Raw genomic sequence first — 18,247 nt, 5'->3', positions numbered from 1 at the left:
GTGTATAATGGTTACTATGAAGGGAAAACATAGGCTTTATTCCAATCCATTATGAGTGAGGTATTTACTATGAAAAAGACTAAAATTGTTTGTACCATTGGACCGAGCACTGATGCGCCCGGCGTATTGGAACAGATGCTACAGGCCGGTATGAACGTAGCACGCTTCAATTTTTCACATGGCTCTTATGACGAACATACGAAACGTATGGAAGCGGTGCGCGCTGCTTCGAAGAAAACCGGTATTCCGGTAGCACTTATGCTTGATACCAAAGGCCCTGAAATTCGTTTAGGTCATTTTAAAGACGGCAAAGTAATGCTTGAAGCGGGTAAACCGTTTACACTTACTATGCGCGATATTGAAGGGGATGCTACCATTTGTTCGGTTAACCATAAAGGCTTAGTGGATGACGTTAAAGTAGGGTGCGAAATTTTATTATCCGACGGTTTGGTTACCTTGCAGGTAGAAAAAATCGAAGGCACCGAAATTTACACGACAATTAAAAACAACGGACCTATGAGCGATCGTAAACGCGTAGCCGTACCGGGCATTCCACTCAGCTTGCCACCGGTTTCGGAAAGCGATATGGCAGATTTGCGTTTCGGTTGCCAAATGGATGTGGACTATGTAGCCGCTTCCTTTATGCAGCGCGGCACTGATGTAGTGGCTATTCGCCGCATTTTGGAAGAAGAAGGCAAAGATATTAAAATCATTTCCAAGATTGAAAATGAAGAAGGTATCAATAATTTAGATGATATTTTACGCATGTCCGACGGCCTCATGGTAGCTCGTGGTGACCTTGGCGTTGAAATTCCTGCTGAAGAAGTACCGGTTCTTCAGAAGATGATGATTACTAAATGTAACAAAGCCTCGAAGCCTGTAATTACGGCCACTCAAATGTTGGAATCTATGACGAATAACCCTCGCCCTACACGTGCCGAAGCCAGTGACGTAGCGAATGCTATTTTGGATGGTACTGATGCGGTAATGCTGTCCGGCGAAACGGCAGGCGGCAAATATCCGGTGGAAGCGGTTCAAACGATGGCACGCATTGCGGAAGTAACGGAACATTCTACTTTGTATTGCAATATTGAACATCCCTTTGCAGCCGATACGGTGCAAACAACGGATGCTATCAGTGTGGCTACCGTAACGGTGGCTAAGAATCTTGATGCGGCGGCCATCATTACTTGTACCGAAACGGGTAAAACGGCTATGAGTATTTCCCGTAACCGTCCGCGCGCTAAAATTTTAGCGGTTACCCCGCATGAAGCTACGGTTCGCCGTGTGCAGTTATACTGGGGGGTTGAAGCCGTGCTTGGTGCCGGCCATGAAAATTCCGATGAAATGGTATACAGTGCGATTACGTCGTCCTTGGCTGAAAATCATATTGAATCCGGCGATTTGGTTGTTATCACCGCCGGGGTACCATCCGGTAAGGCCGGTACGACCAACATGATTCGTGTACATGTAGTAGGCAAAGCCGTATTAAGTGGCAATGGTGTAGGTAAAGGTGCCGCTACGGGCCGTGTTTGCCTCGCTTATAATGCTGAAATGGCAGGGCAGAGTTTCCGCGATGGCGATGTGTTGGTAGTTCGTACGTTAGAACCTGAATTAATGCCATTTGCTAAACGAGCCGGTGCTATTATTGCGGCTGAAGACGGCTATACTTCGGCGGCTGCTATTGCCGGGATTAACTTCGGTATTCCCGTAATTTTAGGTGTAAGAAATGCAGAAACTGTAATTAATAATGGTGAAGTTGTAACTGTCGACGGCTCCCGCGGTAAAGTATTTGAAGGCATTGCCAACGCACGCTAATTGTATTGCTAGTGCGTATTAAGGTATTGCTGAGGCATGCTGAATAGGTAGTGACGTAAATCTTGCTTGTGTCAAGGTGAGTGGCACAAGCAAGATTTTATATTAAGAGGCCGATTTGAGCCGTGACAGATTTGATTGAGGAGGTATATATGAACTATTCAATGCCCGTGAATGCGGATCAATCTGTAATTTCGCAGATTGTAGCGCGTAAATTGCGCAACTCCATGCTCTGGATGGGCTGGGGAATTTTGACAACATTTGTTACTATGTTGGCAGCTTTATTTAACCCTCAATGGCTTTCATTGGCTGTTTCCAACTACAATATTTTGTTGATCTTGGAATTGGGTGCGGTCTTCTTATTCAGTGCGCGGCAGATGTCGGCCAGCTTGACTACGCTGAAAAGCATGTTCTTTATTTACTCTATTTTAAATGGCCTTACATTGGCGGCCTTAAGTATGGTGTACGGTACGACGGCGTTCTTTTATGCTTTTGTGGGGACGTTGGCGTTTTTCGGTACCTTTGCGGTTATCGGCGGTGTGGTTAAACGTGACTTAACATCGTGGACGACCTATTTGTTAGGTGCTGTTATTGCGCTTATTATCGTGAGCTTGCTTAATGTTTTCGTATTCCAAAATGGTTTCGTTAATTTAGCCCTCGGTGCTTTCGGTGTGATTATCTTCACGATTTTTACGGCCGTTGATGTGAATCGTATTAAAGGGATATTGACCACGGTAGCCCTTGAAGATGACGAAGTGTTGGAACGGGTTGAATTAATCGGCGCGTTAATGTTGTACTTGGATTTCATTAATATCTTCTTATCCTTATTGCGGTTTTTCCGTAGAGACTGAGGAGGGATTTAATGGATGAACGGGAATGGCAAACTTTTGTAACAGTTGTGGAAGAAGGCAATATTACAAAAGCCGCTGAAAAACTATTTCTATCCCAACCGGCGTTGAGTTATCGTCTGCGCCATTTGGAAGAAGACTTGGGGAGTCCGTTATTACTTCGTACCAGTGAAGGGATTACGTTGACGCCTCAAGGCGAAGTCTTTCATGCTTACTGCCGTCGCATGCTCCAGGAAATGGAAAGCTTGAAGCAGGCTATCGGTGAGATGAGCGGAGAGATACAAGGGACTTTAAAAATTGCTTCGTCCATCAACTTCGCGGACTATCAGTTGCCGCATTTATTGGGTAAATTTACGAAGCAATATCCCAATATTCATATCCAAGTAAAAACCGGGCACAGCTCCCATGTAAATAAGATGTTTAACAGCGGGGAAGTGGCCGTAGCAATCGCTCGGGGCAATCATAAAGAAGCAAGCAGCAGTATTAAGCTCTTTGAAGAGCCTTATTGCTTGGTTTATAAAGATCCGGTTACAATTGATGAGTTGGCGGATTTGCCGCTCATTCAATATCGTTCGGACGGTTCGATTACTACCGTTCTTGATACATGGTGTAATGAAAATCTACCGAAAAGTCATGAAGCGGCTATGGAGATGGACTCTATGGTTACTTGTCGTCACTTCGTGCGTGAAGGTCTCGGTTGGTCAATCTTGCCGTATTTAGGGCTTGGTTCCTGCAAAGATGAAGGAATCTATGTGGAACCGATTTATCAGAAAGACGGCAAGCCTTGGGTGCGCAGTACGTTTTTATACTTCAATGAAGTGAGTGATAAATTAATTGCCGTTAAAACGTTTATAGATTATGTACAAGAATATTATAAAGATAATTCACCGGTAACGATACAGTTTTAACGACGTTTCGTAGACAGGTGTAAACTTGTGTTGAACGAATCTTACGTTTTACTTTTTGTAAAGCCCAAAAGAACTTTTTCTTATATGGAAATTGCAAATGCAGTGATAATTTTTAAGAATCTTTTTGCTAAATGCAAAAAGATTCTTTTTTTATGCGTATTTATAACACATTACTAAATGTAATCTATGGAATGAAAAAATGTGTATAAAAAATTTATACAGTATATAACGGCTTTTTATTATCTTTATATGATGAAGGTAGATATAATGTTTTTAGAAGTAAGAGATAAAAAAATGTTTAAAATTCAAATCTAAGTTATGTAATGGCTTAAATTATTATCAGTAGTTTAAATGTTGATGTATTTCCTTAACTTTTATCGTTATTTTATTTTTCAGTAATTCGATTCGTCAGGAAAGGATGCGAAGCTATGAACAAATTAGTAAAGGCAGCGACTGTCGGTTTTGACGAAAAGCAAGATTGTCTTGTAACAGTTGAACCAATTGCGGCCGGTATTGAAGTGGAATTGACTTCCAAAGTTCAACGCCAGTATGGTAAACACATTGAAGAATTAATCGTAAGAACGGTTAAAGAAGCCGGTTATGACGGAGTAAAAGTTATTGCCGACGATAAAGCCGCTTGGGACTATGCCATTAAAGCTCGTGTACTCGGTGCCTTGGAACGCGGTTCCGAACCGAAAGCTCCGGTAGCTCACGACGAAACTCGTCCTGTAGAAGCCAAAACATTACCTTTAAGCGAAGCAGCTAAAGCACGTATTTCCCGCAGCATGATGTTTGTACCGGGCAATACTCCTAAAATGATCAACAGTGCTGACATCCACGGTGCTGACAGCTTGATGTTTGATATTGAAGACTCCATCCCTGTAACGGAAAAAGATACGGCTCGTTTGATGACGGCTGAAGCTTTAAAAAGCATGACCTTCCGTTCTGAAACGGTAGTTCGTATTAACCATCCGACTCAGACTCCTTACGGTTATGATGACCTCGATGTAATCGTACCGGCTAAACCTAACTTGATTCGTATTCCTAAAACGGAAGACGTTTCCGAAGTTGAAATCGTAGCTCGTAAGATTGAAGAAGTAGAAAAAGCAAACGGCTGGGAAGAAGGTACGATTAATATTATCGTAGCTATCGAATCCGTAAAAGGCCTTTACAATGTTCGTGAAATCTGCCACGCACCTCGCGTAGTAGGTATAGCTTTAGGCGCTGAAGATTATCGTGCCGACCTTCGTACCGGTAAACATAAACCGGCTGTTGAATTGGCATTCGCTCGTCAGTCCATCTTGTTAGCTGCCCGTGAAGCCGGCATCCGTTGTGTTGATACTGTATTCTCCGACGTTAAAGATCCTGAAGGTTTCGTTGAAGAAGTTGAATACATTAAAGCCCTCGGTTTTGACGGTAAATCTTGTATCCATCCAAGCCAGATTAAATTAGCTCACAAAGTATTCACACCGGATGAAAAAGAAATTGCTCACTCCGTAAAAGTATTGAACAGCTATGCTGATGCTTTGAAAAATAATAAAGGCGTAATCGCCGTAGACGGTAAAATGATTGACGGTCCTATCGTAGTACGTGCACAACGTATCGTGGACAAAGCACGTGCTGCCGGGATTAAAGTAGAAGTAGATGAAGGAGCTGAAATCAATGTTAAATAAAGCAAATCGCGAAATTCCAATGAATATTCCGGCTCTTGAAGGCCGTGAAGTGTATCAAGGCGAGTTCGCAGTTGAGCCAAAAATGCACCGTGCCGGTCGTCCGGTTGCTAAATATAATAAAGGCGGTGCCGATAAATTATTGGCTTCCATCGACGAAGCTATTGAAAAAACCGGCTTAAAAGACGGTATGACTGTATCATTCCACCATCATTTCCGCAATGGTGACTATGTTATGAAAATGGTTATGGAACGCATTCAGGCTAAAGGCATTAAAGACATTACTGTAGCATCCAGCTCTTTGAGCCCATGTCATGACTTCTTAATCGATATGATTAAAGATGGTACCGTAACAGCTATCGAAACATCCGGTTTACGTGATGCACTCGGTAAATTCTTGACGAAAAACCCAGGCGTATTAAAACGTCCGGTAGTGATTCGTTCTCACGGTGGTCGTGCTCGTGCCATCGTTTCCGGCGAGCTTCACATCGATGTAGCTTTCATGGGCGCCCCAACTTGCGATCGTCGCGGTAACTTTACCGGCATGCAAGGTAAATCCGCTTGCGGTGCTCTCGGCTATGCTATGGTAGACTCTCATTATGCTGATAAAACAGTAGCTATTACCGATAACTTGGTTGACTATGTATATCCATATTCCGTACCTCAAACTGATGTAGATTACATCGTTGAAGTCGAAGCTATCGGCGACCCTGCAGGTATTGCTTCCGGTGCGGTTGGTTTTACTAAAAACCCAATCCAGATTAAAATCGCCGAAATGGCCGCTGAATTCTTGGATCAGGCAGGCATCATCAAAGAAGGTTTCTCCTTCCAGTTAGGTGCCGGCGGAGCTCCTTTGACAGTTGCTAAATTTATTGGCGAAAAATTGAAAGCCCAAGGTGTTAAAGCCGGTTTTGGCATCGGCGGTGCTACCGGTGTATTAGCGGGCATGTTGGAAGACGGCTTAATCGAAGCTATCTATGATACCCAAACATTTGATACTGATGCAGCAGCTTCTTTACATAAAAATGCTAACCATATCGAAATGAGTGCCTCCATGTACGCCGATCCTTGGACCGACAACATGACAAACTATCTCGACGTAGTATTCTTAGGTGCTACCGAAATCGATACTAACTTCAATGTTAACTGCATGACTGATTCCAACGGCATCCTCATGGGCGCTTCCGGCGGTCACAGTGATACAGCAGCCGGTGCTAAATGCACAGTAATTACTTGTCCGCTCGTTCGCGGTCGTTTGCCAATGATTCTCGACAACGTTCAGACAGTAATTACACCGGGTGAATCCGTAGACGTTATCGTAACTGAACGCGGTATCGCTATCAACCCTCGTCGTACCGACCTTATCGAACGCTTCAAAGATTCCAATTTGCCAATCTATACGATTGAAGAATTACAAAAATTGGCCTTCGACTTGGTAGGTAAACCTGAAGGTGTAACTGTTAGCGATAAAGACGAAGACGTAGTAGCTATTGTAGAATATCGTGATGGCACTATCATCGACGTGGTTCGTAAACCTTTAGACTAATGGCATTAATGTCTGCTCCAATCAGTAGTAATGCTGACTGTGATTAGGTAGTCGACTTTAATAAAAAGACTCCTGTGAGTGAGATTAAGTTTATTAATCTCACTCGGCAGCGAGTTGTTAACGCATTATATATTGTGATATGATAATTTTCTCATTTATTTTGTAGTCGTTTTAAAGGAGGATTTTCTCATGTTTTTAGGTTTTCTTGGCTTGATGATGATTGTTATCATCGTATGGGCCTTAATCCAATCTAAGACAAATCCGGTGCCGATCTTCGTAATCGTACCTATTATCGCGGCCGTAATTGCAGGTTTCGGTCCTGAAGATATTTATAAGTTTGTACAAACCGGTGTATCTAAAACCTGGTCTACTGCGGTATTATTTATTTTCTCTATCGTATACTTCTCGTTAATGAGTGACGTTGGTTTATTTGACCCATTGGTTAACTACTTGGCTAAAAAAGCCGGTAACAACATTATGTTGGTAACCATTGCTACAGCTATGATTGCTGTAATCGGTCACTTGGATGGTGCGTTGGCTTCCACATTGTTAATTACAATCCCTGCTATGTTGCCAATCTATAAGAAATTGCACATTCGTCCGGTTGTATTAGTTTGTATCATCGGTGCTGCTATGAGTATCATGAACTTGGTACCATGGGGTGGTCCGGTAGCTCGTACCGGCGTTGTATTGAACGCTGACGTAAACGCTTTGTGGCAGGAATTGATTCCATTGCAAGGTGTTGGCCTTGTAATCTTAATAGTATTTGCCGCTTACATGGGCATAGTTGAAAAACGCCGCGGTGCGGGCCTTAACCCTACCGGCGAAGCTGCTTTGCTCGATTCTTCTATCGTACCGGCTGACAGCAATGCTACTACTGAAGATATTGAAGCTATGAAACGTCCTAAATTGTTATGGTTCAACGGTCTTTTAACTTTAGTTGTTATCTTGTTACTCTGCTTCACGAAGATTCCTTTGTACGGTGCGTTCATGTTCGGTTTGGCTATTGCCTTAATCGTTAACTTCCCGGGCGCTAAAGCGCAGGCTAAAGCTATCAAAATGCATGCTGATACGGCTTTAACAATGCCTATGATCTTGTTGGCATCCGGCGTATTCCTCGGCGTTTTGAGCGGTACTAAAATGATGGATAACATGGCTACTATGTTAATCGCTCTTGTTCCTGATTTCTTAGGACCACATTTACAGACTGTATTCGGTATCCTCGGTGTACCTATCGGTATGTTGCTTGGTACTGACTCCTACTTCTTCGGCTTGGTACCATTGGCTATCAGCGTAGGTGAAAAATTCGGTGTAAACCCTCAGGACATGGCTATGGCTATGTTGATTTCCAAAAACTACGGCGTATTGGTAACTCCACATGCTGCAACTACATTCTTGGCTTGCGGCTTGGCCGGTATCGAAATTAAAGATATGTTGAAATTCTGTGCTCCACGTCTTTTCGTAATGTCCTTAATTTCCTTGGCTTGCGGTGCTATGTTAGGTTTATTCCACATCTAAGCCGTCAGGTTATGGTGAGGAATTATTAATAAAAACATAATATAATGCAAATAAAAAACGACGGCGCTCCTTCGGGAGCGGCGTCGTTTTGTTATGAGCGCTTAGTCGTAGTATCTGGGCTGAGCTGTACACGCACATAGTCGTAATAAAAAGCTGCGAATCGAATTCAATCCGCAGCTTTTATTTTGCATTTATGTTTAGTTTTTCTATGCCTAACCACTGAGGTGTGCGTGATTAAGGCGTTTCATTACTCATAATACTTTCGTCCGGTTTTAACGGGAACGGAACATTACCCGGATTGCTGTTGAAATCTTTCAGTGATGGTTTAGTGGGCTCTGCTTGAGGGACCGTTATTTCCGGATGTATCCATTCCAACTGCATGAGGCGCCACTGGAGATTATCGATTTCCTTGCGCAATATCCATATATCTTTTTCCGCTTCTTTTAAACGGGCTGCATGGGCGTTACTGATATGTTCCAGATTAGTGATACGATAGTCGAAGCTGTCCGAATCACTCATATTGTGTTGACCGTAAACCTGGGAGGCCAACTCATCGATTTGTGCCTGTTGGTAGGCTATATAACCGGCCATGGCGATAATAATGAGGCAGAGCCAAAAGCCGGTCTTTTTTACCGTTTGCAACAAATAGTTGCCTATATTCTTAATTCTTTGATGGCGAGGGCGTTCCTCACTCATAGCGCTTATTTCCCTTCAGTTGCAATAGAACCGCTTGGCAACGGCAATTTAGCCGTTACGAAGTCAAGCCACAAGCGGGACGCATGAGATAAATAATGACCTTTTTTCCAGATTACATATAAAGTATGAGTAATTTCAGGGCGAACCAACGGACGAACCACTACGCTGGTTCCAACTTTAGTGTTTTCACCTTTAGTAGGGCAGAGGCGGCTAGGCAATAAAGCGATAGCCAAGTGAGCCCCTACAGTCTGAAGCATGAGATCGCGCTGGCTGGTTTCGAAGACGATGTGCGGTTGGAAGCCGGCATGTTTACAAGATTTAACAACTTCATCATGAAGATTGAAATCATCTTTGTGGAGTACGAAGGATTCTTCGGACAACATATCAAGGGAGATTTCTTTTTCTTTAGCGAGCGGGTTATCGCGCGGTAAGATTACGCACAACGGATCGCTGGTGAGGTAGAACGATTCAAATTCTTTAGGATTTGGTTTCGTACAAATAATACCGATGTCGATAAGACCTTCTTGGACACTAAGTTCGATTTTCTTGGAACCGTGTTCATATAATTCCAATTCAATCTGCGGATAAGCACGTTTAAATTCGCCCAAGAGCTGCGCAAAAATCGGTGCATCCGTAATCGGTGGTAAACCGATGAGAATAGAGCCTTGTTCCAAACGAAATTCGTTCTCAAAATCTACTTTTAAATGCTCAAACATAAATACAACCCGTTTGGCATGTGTTAAGAAAATAGTGCCGCCGTCAGTTAACTCTACAGATTTGGCATTACGCATGAACAAAACGACGCCCAATTCATCTTCCAAAGCCTTGATGGTACGGCTGATGGCGGACTGGGAAATATGCAGATTGCGAGCTGCCTTACTGAAGCTTTTTTGATCGGCTACTTCTACAAAGTACTTTAAATGATGAAAATCCATAATACACCTCGACTAGTTAAATAATATATGAAAAACTCGAAGCTGCTTTTCAAGAATGAGTTATAGTCATACCTTGAACCAAATGGAGCGGTTAAGGGGGCAAAAAATATCTTATTGAAAAGCATTCGCAATATTGAGAACCTATGAAAAAATATCAACTCAACATCTCATAATTAGCAAGCCCGATACGCCTCTTTCAGTTGCTATATGCACGTTATAATTGTATAATTAAAGCATGAGGCTATATCGAATTGTTATTTTAGGAATGAAATAGGTCCTCCAAATGCAAAAGAGTTTTAATAACTATTATATTATTACATTTTTGCAAGATAGGCAATGCTTTTACGAAAAATACGACAAAGAATGCATTAAATTTAACGTCCTTTGTTGCTTAGAATGTAGAAGCAATGCGAATTAGAAGCGATTTGCCAATATGTATGTCAAAAATTTATACGCGGTATAAAATTAAATCCTATAGTGTATTCATTATACTATAGGGTCTTATCGTGCGTTTATGCAGTAATCGACATAGATATGCGCTAGGTGCGGGGGAATTTGTTCCTGAGATAATAAGGGTAAGCAAGTGTAAAACTCATTCTTAATGCTTAAGGAGGCTTTTTTAACATGCGTAAAATGAAAACTATGGACGGCAACCAGGCTGCGGCTCACGTTGCATACGGTTTTACTGAAGTAGCAGCGATTTTCCCAATCACTCCGTCTTCTCCAATGCCGGAACACGTTGATGACTGGGCTGCAACAGGTCGTAAAAACATTTTCGGCCATACAGTACAGGTTGTAGAAATGCAATCTGAAGCCGGTGCTGCCGCTGCTGTACACGGTTCCTTACAAGCAGGTGCTTTAACAACTACATTCACTTCCTCTCAAGGTTTATTGTTAATGCTCCCTAACTTGTACAAAGTAGCCGGTGAATTATTACCGGGCGTATTCCATGTAGCAGCTCGTGCTCTTGCTGCACACGCATTGGCCATTTTCGGTGACCACCAGGACGTTATGGCGTCTCGTGCCGCAGGTTGTGCAATGCTTTCCGAAGCATCCGTACAGGAAGTTATGGACCTTTCCCCTGTAGCTCACTTGACAGCTATTAAAACTCGCGTACCTTTCATCAACTTCTTCGATGGTTTCCGTACTTCTCATGAAATTCAGAAAATTGAAGTTCTTGACTATGACGAATTAAAACCATTAGTAGATATGGAAGCAGTTGAAGAATTCCGCAAACGCGCTTTGAATCCTGATGCTCCTGTAACTCGCGGTACTGCTGAAAACCCTGATATTTACTTCCAGCATCGCGAAGCTTCCAACCCATTCTATCTTGAAGTTCCTAACGTAGTAGAACACTACATGGCTGAAATCAACAAAATTACCGGCCGTAACTACCAGTTGTTCAACTACCATGGTGCTCCTGATGCTACTGACGTTATCGTAGCTATGGGTTCCAGCTGCCAAGTAGTAGAAGAAACAGTTGACTACTTGAACAAACAAGGCCGCAAAGTTGGTATGGTAACAGTTCACTTGTTCCGTCCATTCGCTACCGATCGTTTCGTAGCTGCTTTGCCTAAGACAGTAGAACGCGTTGCTGTATTAGACCGCACTAAAGAACCTGGTGCTTTGGCTGAACCTTTATTCCTCGACGTACAAGCTGCTTTAGTACAGAACGACATTAATGCTAAAGTATATGGCGGTCGTTACGGTTTGAGCTCCAAAGACGTTATCCCTGCCGACATCGTGTCTGTATTCGATAACATGCTTGCTGACGCTCCTAAACGTTTCTTCACTTTGGGCATCGAAGACGATGTAACCAACTTGTCCTTGAAACGTGCTGAAGGCGTATCTGTTACTGCAGAAGGCTTAACAGGCTGCAAATTCTGGGGCTTCGGTTCTGACGGTACTGTAGGTGCCAACAAATCCGCTATCAAAATCATCGGTGACCACACTGATATGTATGCTCAAGCATACTTCGACTATGACTCCAAAAAATCCGGTGGCGTAACGATGTCTCACCTTCGTTTCGGTAAGACTCCTATCAACAAACCTTACCTCGTAACCGAACCTGAATTCATCGCTTGTCATCGTCAGTCCTATGTTCATGAATATGACCTCCTTCGCGGTATCAAAAAAGGCGGTACATTCCTCTTGAACTGTACTTGGACTCCTGAAGAATTAGAAGAAAAATTACCTGCAAAACTTCGTCGTACCATTGCTGAAAAAGAATTAAACTTCTACATCATCAATGCTGCTGAAATTGCTCGTGAAATCGGCTTAGGCGGCCGTATCAACATGATTTGTCAGTCTGCATTCTTCAAATTGACAAACATTATCCCTGTTGATAAAGCTATTGAATACCTTAAAGATTCCGTAGAAAAAACTTACGGTAAAAAAGGTCAGAACGTTGTTGACATGAACAACGCTGCTATCGACAAAGGCGTTGACGCTCTTGTTAAAATCGACGTTCCTGCATCTTGGAAAGACGCAGTTGACAACGGTGAAAAAGCAGTTAAACCTGGTTGCCAGTCTTGCCCAAGCTATGTAGAAAACATTGCTAAACCTGTAAATGCTCAAGCAGGTTATGATTTACCTGTAAGTACTTTCACAGGTTTCGAAGATGGTACTTTACCTGCCGGTACTGCTGCTTATGAAAAACGTGGTGCTGCTCTCTTCGTTCCACACTGGATCAAAGAAAACTGTATCCAATGTAACCAATGTGCGTTCGTATGTCCGCACGCAACTATCCGTCCTGTATTGGCAACAGCTGAAGAAGTAGCTGCCGGTCCTGACAACTTCGAAGCAATCCCAGCTTTAGGTGCTAAAGATCTTCAATTCCGTATTGCTGTATCTCCACTTGACTGCTTAGGTTGCTCCAACTGTGTAAATATCTGTCCTTCCCCTAAAGGCAAAGCTATTGAAATGCGTCCTATCGACGGCGAAATGGAATTTGCTGAAACTTGGGATTATGCAGTTAAATTACCTGTAAAACCAAACCCAATGAAGAAAGAAACTGTTAAAGGTAGCCAGTTCGAAACTCCACTTCTCGAGTTCTCCGGAGCTTGCGCAGGTTGTGGTGAAACTCCATATGCTCGTTTGATTACTCAATTGTTCGGTGATCGTATGGTTATTGCTAATGCTACCGGTTGTTCCTCCATCTGGGGTGCTTCCATGCCTGCATCTCCATACACTACTAACCAAGCCGGCTTTGGTCCTGCATGGGCTAACTCCTTGTTCGAAGACAACGCTGAATACGGCTATGGTATGTTAATCGGTGCTAATAAAGTTCGCGCTCAGTTGGCTGAAACTGCTCAAACAATTGCTGAAAATGCAGCTCCAAGCTTGAAAGAAGCTATTGAAAACTGGGTGGAAGCTAAAGACCAGGGCGAAGGTTCCCGTGAACGCGTTGCCGCTTTAGTTAAAGAATTGGAAGCAGCTGAACAAACTCCTGAAGTTAAAGAAATGTTGGCTAAGAAACAATACTTAGTTAAACGTTCCCAGTGGATCTTCGGTGGTGACGGTTGGGCTTACGATATCGGTTTCGGTGGTCTTGACCATGTATTGGCTTCCGGCGAAGACATCAACGTATTCGTATTCGATACCGAAGTTTACTCCAACACCGGTGGTCAGTCTTCTAAATCCACTCATACAGCTGCCGTAGCTCAGTTCGCTGCCAGCGGTAAACGTACTAAGAAGAAAGACCTTGGCATGATGGCTATGTCTTACGGTTACGTATATGTAGCTCAAGTATCCATGGGTGCTGATAAGAACCAGTTGATGAAAGCTATTACCGAAGCTGAAGCATATCCAGGTCCATCCTTGATTATCGCTTACGCTCCATGTATCAACCATGGTATTAAAGGCGGTATGGGTAACGCTCAGGAAGAACAACGTCGTGCTGTTGCAGCCGGTTACTGGGATCTCTATCGTTACAACCCAGCTCTTAAAGAAGCAGGCAAAAACCCATTCAGCTTGGATTCCAAAGAACCAACTGAAAACTTCCGTGATTTCTTAATGAACGAAGTTCGTTATGCATCCTTGAAGAAAGCTGCTCCTGAAATGGCTGAAGAATTGTTCGCTAAAACTGAACGTGACGCTATTGAACGTCGTAAGAGCTATGTACGCCTTCAAAAAGGTTTTGACGAAGTACAATAATAAAAATTTAGGTTTTGACTGTTAGCCAAGCAATTGTGAGGTTACCGCCTAGCGGTAAACAGTGAGACCTGTAATACAAAACCGCAAGGGTTTCTTAGAAGCCCTTGCGGTTTTTGTATGTTACTTTGTAAGATTTAGCCCTTATTTACTTATACAACCATACCAAAAAAGCGGTTTGAAGCTACGAGTGAGCTTCAAACCGCTTTTATTATATTTCATCATCAGTCACAGCGTTAGTACCACGCGTACCGGTTCGAATCCGCATAGCATCTTCCACGTCATATACAAAAATCTTACCATCACCAACTTCGCCGGTCTGCAAAGTATCGCGGGCCGTATCCATTACCAGATCGACCGGTATATCACAGACAACAGTTTCAACTTTTACCATAGGCACTAGATTTACGGTATATTCTTTCCCGCGATATACTTCGGTATGTCCTTTTTGCAAACCACAGCCAAATACCTGAGACACCGTCATACCTTGAACGCCTATACGATTCAAAGCTTCTTTTAGATCTTCTAATTGTTCTGCGCGGGCTATTATATCTACTTTTTTCATCCGTTTCACGCTACCACATCCTTTGTATGTTAATTAACAGTATTGTATTGTTGGTAAACTATTTTTTATGAAAACCAACCTAAACCAGTGAATGGTGATCGGACGTAATAAAACGGCCGCTACTTTTAAATTCAGACTGATTATATGCTTCTTCACCATGTTCACTAATATCAACACCTAAAGATTCAGCACCGATGCTGACACGCATATCCATAAAGAGGCTGACTACTTTAAAGATGATAACAGTGCCGATAACAGAAAAGAGAACAGCAGCAGGGCATGCGGCAAGGCTGTATTATAAGGGGAATGGTCTATATTGCTAATTTGAATGGCGCGTCATATAATATGAGTAACTAACAAGTGAGTGTGTAATACGTTTGTTGGGAGGTAGTTATATGAAAGTTTCAAAGCGAACAAAAACATGGTTAGTAGCTGCTGTATGTACTTTTTGCTTAGGTTACGGTCAAAGTCAGGCGACCATAACCGATACGGTAAATTATTTGCCACCTACAGTAGTACTCAGTGATGAAGTAACCTATGCAGGTAACGGTCAGTTGTGGCCAACCTTGAAGCATGACGGCGTTGCCATGGCTGATAGCGCTGTAAAAGGGGAAGATGCCAATGCACTTAAAGAGATAAATCGCGCCATTGCCATTGTGCAAACTAAGGGCGGCTATGGTCTCTTGGACTCAAAAGGTGAATATGTTGTTCAACCGGCCTATAAAACGGTAAATAGTGCTAACCGCGGTCATGAATTGGTGTTCAGTAATCCGAAAGAAAAAACAGCCGTAGGGGTTAAATTGGATGCACCTATGATTAAGCGCCAAGGCTATGCCTCCGATTTGTATTTTCCGTTTAAGGATGAAAGCACTAAACGGTATGGTTTTAAAAATGTAAGTGATCAAATCGTAATCGCACCGAAGTATAAAGATGTAGTGGCTTCGTTCAGCGAAGACCGAGCTTTTGTAAAAACGGAAAAAGGCCAGATTGTGGGCATTGACGGTACGGGCAGTGAGCTCTTTACGGTGGCGGCCGATTATGTATCGCCGTATAATGACGGATTAGCGCAAATAGAACGGCGAGCATCCGGCTTTAATTTATTTGGAGGCTTTGGCGGCCTTGCCATTGGCGGTATTTTCGGCGGCGGTGACAGCGGCCTTGGTATCGGCATCGGCGTTGGTCATGGTCACGGCGGTTATTTTGGCTGGGGCGATTATGACGACGGCTTTTTCGGCTTCGGTGGTGTTGAAGTGGCGCGCGATAAGGTAAAGCGCGGTTATATCGATCGTGACGGCCGCATTGTAGTGGACAGTAAACTGGACTATGTATATCCGATGATGCCATTCGGGACCATTATCGAAAACGACAATCAGTTGGCTGTTGTGGATAAAAAAGGTAACTTCCTCATTCCGTTCGGTGACTATACGTTTGAAGGGATTAATCTTTCCGATTCGTATATTGCCCTTAAGAATAAGCATACGGAAAAACGAGGCGTGCTAAACTATTTAACGAACAAGAATGTGCTGCTGTTTATTTACGATGGCATTGATTTTATGAATGATAGCTATATCGTGGCCACGACGGCAGATAACAAGCGGGTGTATAAAATGGAGCCGGCTCGTACAGAAATGTTTAGCTTATCCAAGGGGGCTAAACATACCTATTACGGTGCCGAAGGATATGCCTGGGTTACGGGCGATTCGCTTTTAGGTGATGGTTTTACAGGGTATAAAATCATCGATAAAACAGGTCAGGTAGTCTATGAAGCCAAGGATATCAAAATCCAGAAAGTCTCTAATTTTATCGGCGATTATACAGCCGTAAAAGTAGGTGGTAAATGGGGGATTATGACGATTAACGGTCAGTGGCTCGTTGAACCGACTTACAAAGATATTCAATTTATTGTGCCTACGGGCGAAGCTGTGATGATATTCCGATAAGTTTTGTCCTATAACCCAAGTTTTGAATCGGTTAATCGATAGTCCATATAACTAAAAAAAGCTGAGGCAACGATTTGTTGCCTCAGCTTTTGTGTTTTTATGAAAATGTTATAAAATATGCATGCGCTGTGCTTCATCGAACTCATCGGTAATTTCTTTAGATGGTGGATTGTCTAAAAGGCTTACCACATAAATAGCGATGAGGGAGAACAAGAAGCCCGGCACGATTTCGTAGATACCGAACCACTCGAACTGTTTCCAAATAAGCACAGTCAAGCCACCAACCACAATGCCGGCTACGCAACCTTTTAAGGTCATGCGGCGCCAGAAGAGGGAGAGCAAAATGGCCGGACCGAAAGCGGCACCAAAGCCGGCCCACGCATAGGCTACCATGGTTAAAATGTAGCTGTTCGGATCGAGAGCGAGCCATAAGGCAATGGCGGAAATCACAAGTACCGTAATACGGCTGATAAGTACTAATTCCTGATCGCTGGTGCGATGGCCGATGATGTTTTTATACAAGTCCTGAGAAACGGAAGAGGCCGTTACCAATAACTGTCCGGAAGCGGTACTCATGATGGCAGCAAGTACTGCGGACCATATAAGACCGGCTACGAATGGCGGAAAGAGTTCTTCGTTCATAACGAGGAATACTTTTTCCACATCAGCACCGGTGAGCGGTGTGCTGAGGAATACTTTACCAACGAGACCAACCATTACGGCGGCTATAAGGGAAATAACAACCCAAACCATGGCGATGTTGGTAGCTTTCTTGAGTTCACGCGCATCGGAGATGGCCATGAAACGAACCAAGATGTGCGGTTGACCAAAATAGCCAAGCCCCCAAGCAACAGAAGAAATAATGCCGATAACTAAGGTATAAGTATCCGTTTCAGGCCCCCAGATGGAAAGACCTTGCGGGAATTCCGTGGCAATTAGATGAGCCGTATTAATCGGACCGTTCAAAGTAAAGGCTGCTGCGATAGGAATTAATAAAATCGCAAAGAACATCATGGTACCCTGAATAAAGTCGGTCCAACTTACGGCTAAGAAACCGCCCAGGAAGGTATAGAAAATAACAACACCCGCCGTAATGAGGAGGGATATATTATAATCAAGTCCGAAAATAGTGGTAAACAGTTTACCGCCGGCTACGAATCCCGATGATGTGTAGATCAAGAAGAAGATAATGATAAAGATAGCGGATACAATCGGTAAGATTCGTGAAGTGTCGCGGAAGCGGTTTTTTAAATAGTCCGGAATGGTTAAACTGTTATTGGCTACTTCCGTATGGTTGCGCAGACGCTTCGATACAAAGGCCCAGTTTAGCCAGGTACCGCCGGCAAGGCCGATGGCAATCCATATGGCTGAAATCCCGGTGCTATACGCAAAGCCCGGAAGGGCCATAAGCATCCAACCGCTCATGTCGGACGCTTCGGCACTCATGGAAGTAATCCAGGGTCCCAGTTTACGACCTCCCAGAATATAATCACTCAGATTACGTGACTTTCGATAGTAATAAATGCCAATGTACATCATCAAGCCCAGATAGATGGCAAAGGCGAGAATAATCGAGAATTGATCGTGCATACTTAGATGCACCCCCCTTTCGTAATAATAGATTCTTATATTTTAGCATAAAAATACAGTTTCT

12 protein-coding genes and 1 pseudogene are annotated in these 18,247 nt (G+C 43.3%); 8 read left to right on the top strand and 5 right to left on the bottom strand.

The genetic code is table 11. The features are described from left to right. The first annotated feature begins 69 nt into the window (after positions 1 to 69). From pyk to EO124_RS03245, 6 genes are all read left to right on the top strand, one after another. Entirely contained in the window at positions 70 to 1,818 is a 1,749-nt protein-coding gene (pyk, locus tag EO124_RS03270) for a pyruvate kinase (protein WP_127058311.1), read from the top strand. 149 nt (positions 1,819 to 1,967) lie between these two features. Further along, positions 1,968 to 2,666, top strand: a complete 699-nt coding sequence (locus tag EO124_RS03265) for a Bax inhibitor-1/YccA family protein (RefSeq protein WP_021840222.1) — start codon at positions 1,968 to 1,970, stop codon at positions 2,664 to 2,666. A gap of 11 nt (positions 2,667 to 2,677) precedes the next feature. After that, complete coding sequence (locus EO124_RS03260) at positions 2,678 to 3,571, top strand: LysR family transcriptional regulator (protein ID WP_127058310.1); 894 nt, start codon at positions 2,678 to 2,680, stop codon at positions 3,569 to 3,571. Positions 3,572 to 3,999: 428 nt separating this feature from the next. After that, positions 4,000 to 5,244, top strand: a complete 1,245-nt coding sequence (locus EO124_RS03255; RefSeq protein ID WP_127058309.1) for an aldolase/citrate lyase family protein — start codon at positions 4,000 to 4,002, stop codon at positions 5,242 to 5,244. After that, positions 5,234 to 6,787, top strand: a complete 1,554-nt coding sequence (gene citF, locus EO124_RS03250) for a citrate lyase subunit alpha (protein WP_021840219.1) — start codon at positions 5,234 to 5,236, stop codon at positions 6,785 to 6,787. Before EO124_RS03255 ends, citF begins: the two co-directional genes overlap by 11 nt. A 189-nt stretch (positions 6,788 to 6,976) precedes the next feature. Next, positions 6,977 to 8,305, top strand: coding sequence for a CitMHS family transporter (locus tag EO124_RS03245; RefSeq protein WP_127058308.1), 1,329 nt, complete (start codon positions 6,977 to 6,979; stop codon positions 8,303 to 8,305). Between the two features lie 234 nt (positions 8,306 to 8,539). Here the strand turns inward: EO124_RS03245 and EO124_RS03240 are convergent, their stop codons facing one another. Together EO124_RS03240 and EO124_RS03235 are read right to left on the bottom strand one after the other, a co-directional pair. Continuing rightward, on the bottom strand, positions 8,540 to 9,001 hold the full coding sequence (locus tag EO124_RS03240; RefSeq protein WP_127058307.1) for a tol-pal system YbgF family protein: 462 nt from the start codon (positions 8,999 to 9,001) through the stop codon (positions 8,540 to 8,542). 5 nt (positions 9,002 to 9,006) lie between these two features. Continuing rightward, positions 9,007 to 9,936, bottom strand: a complete 930-nt coding sequence (locus EO124_RS03235) for a LysR family transcriptional regulator (RefSeq protein WP_021840826.1) — start codon at positions 9,934 to 9,936, stop codon at positions 9,007 to 9,009. Between the two features lie 624 nt (positions 9,937 to 10,560). Here EO124_RS03235 and nifJ point away from each other — a divergent pair. After that, a complete protein-coding gene (nifJ, locus tag EO124_RS03230; protein ID WP_127058306.1) occupies positions 10,561 to 14,091 on the top strand; it encodes a pyruvate:ferredoxin (flavodoxin) oxidoreductase in 3,531 nt (1,176 codons plus the stop codon). Between the two features lie 208 nt (positions 14,092 to 14,299). Here nifJ and EO124_RS03225 read toward each other — a convergent pair whose 3' ends face one another. Then, positions 14,300 to 14,653, bottom strand: coding sequence for a P-II family nitrogen regulator (locus EO124_RS03225; protein WP_226974666.1), 354 nt, complete (start codon positions 14,651 to 14,653; stop codon positions 14,300 to 14,302). 79 nt (positions 14,654 to 14,732) lie between these two features. Further along, a pseudogene (locus tag EO124_RS03220) lies at positions 14,733 to 14,915 on the bottom strand (ammonia channel protein); the annotation flags it as partial. Between the two features lie 133 nt (positions 14,916 to 15,048). Here EO124_RS03220 and EO124_RS03215 point away from each other — a divergent pair. Continuing rightward, positions 15,049 to 16,593, top strand: a complete 1,545-nt coding sequence (locus EO124_RS03215) for a WG repeat-containing protein (RefSeq protein ID WP_127058305.1) — start codon at positions 15,049 to 15,051, stop codon at positions 16,591 to 16,593. A 108-nt stretch (positions 16,594 to 16,701) separates the two neighbouring features. Here the strand turns inward: EO124_RS03215 and putP are convergent, their stop codons facing one another. Next, positions 16,702 to 18,183 (bottom strand): sodium/proline symporter PutP, encoded by a 1,482-nt coding sequence (putP, locus tag EO124_RS03210; protein WP_127058304.1) that lies wholly within the window; start codon positions 18,181 to 18,183, stop codon positions 16,702 to 16,704. Positions 18,184 to 18,247: the final 64 nt, after the last annotated feature.

This window comes from Veillonella ratti, from assembly GCF_003992115.1.
GTDB lineage: Bacteria > Bacillota > Negativicutes > Veillonellales > Veillonellaceae > Veillonella_A > Veillonella_A ratti.
The sequence above is the reverse complement of the archived record's forward strand: the minus strand, read 5'-3'. Positions and strand labels throughout refer to the sequence as shown.

Coding starts and splice junctions, on each gene's coding strand:
- EO124_RS03265 (WP_021840222.1), top strand. CDS start 1,968: ATGAACTATTCAATGCCCGTGAATGCGGATCAATCTGTAATTTCGCAG.
- EO124_RS03240 (WP_127058307.1), bottom strand. CDS start 9,001: ATGAGTGAGGAACGCCCTCGCCATCAAAGAATTAAGAATATAGGCAAC.
- EO124_RS03235 (WP_021840826.1), bottom strand. CDS start 9,936: ATGGATTTTCATCATTTAAAGTACTTTGTAGAAGTAGCCGATCAAAAA.
- EO124_RS03260 (WP_127058310.1), top strand. CDS start 2,678: ATGGATGAACGGGAATGGCAAACTTTTGTAACAGTTGTGGAAGAAGGC.
- putP (WP_127058304.1), bottom strand. CDS start 18,183: ATGCACGATCAATTCTCGATTATTCTCGCCTTTGCCATCTATCTGGGC.
- EO124_RS03255 (WP_127058309.1), top strand. CDS start 4,000: ATGAACAAATTAGTAAAGGCAGCGACTGTCGGTTTTGACGAAAAGCAA.
- pyk (WP_127058311.1), top strand. CDS start 70: ATGAAAAAGACTAAAATTGTTTGTACCATTGGACCGAGCACTGATGCG.
- EO124_RS03215 (WP_127058305.1), top strand. CDS start 15,049: ATGAAAGTTTCAAAGCGAACAAAAACATGGTTAGTAGCTGCTGTATGT.
- EO124_RS03245 (WP_127058308.1), top strand. CDS start 6,977: ATGTTTTTAGGTTTTCTTGGCTTGATGATGATTGTTATCATCGTATGG.
- citF (WP_021840219.1), top strand. CDS start 5,234: ATGTTAAATAAAGCAAATCGCGAAATTCCAATGAATATTCCGGCTCTT.
- EO124_RS03225 (WP_226974666.1), bottom strand. CDS start 14,653: ATGAAAAAAGTAGATATAATAGCCCGCGCAGAACAATTAGAAGATCTA.
- nifJ (WP_127058306.1), top strand. CDS start 10,561: ATGCGTAAAATGAAAACTATGGACGGCAACCAGGCTGCGGCTCACGTT.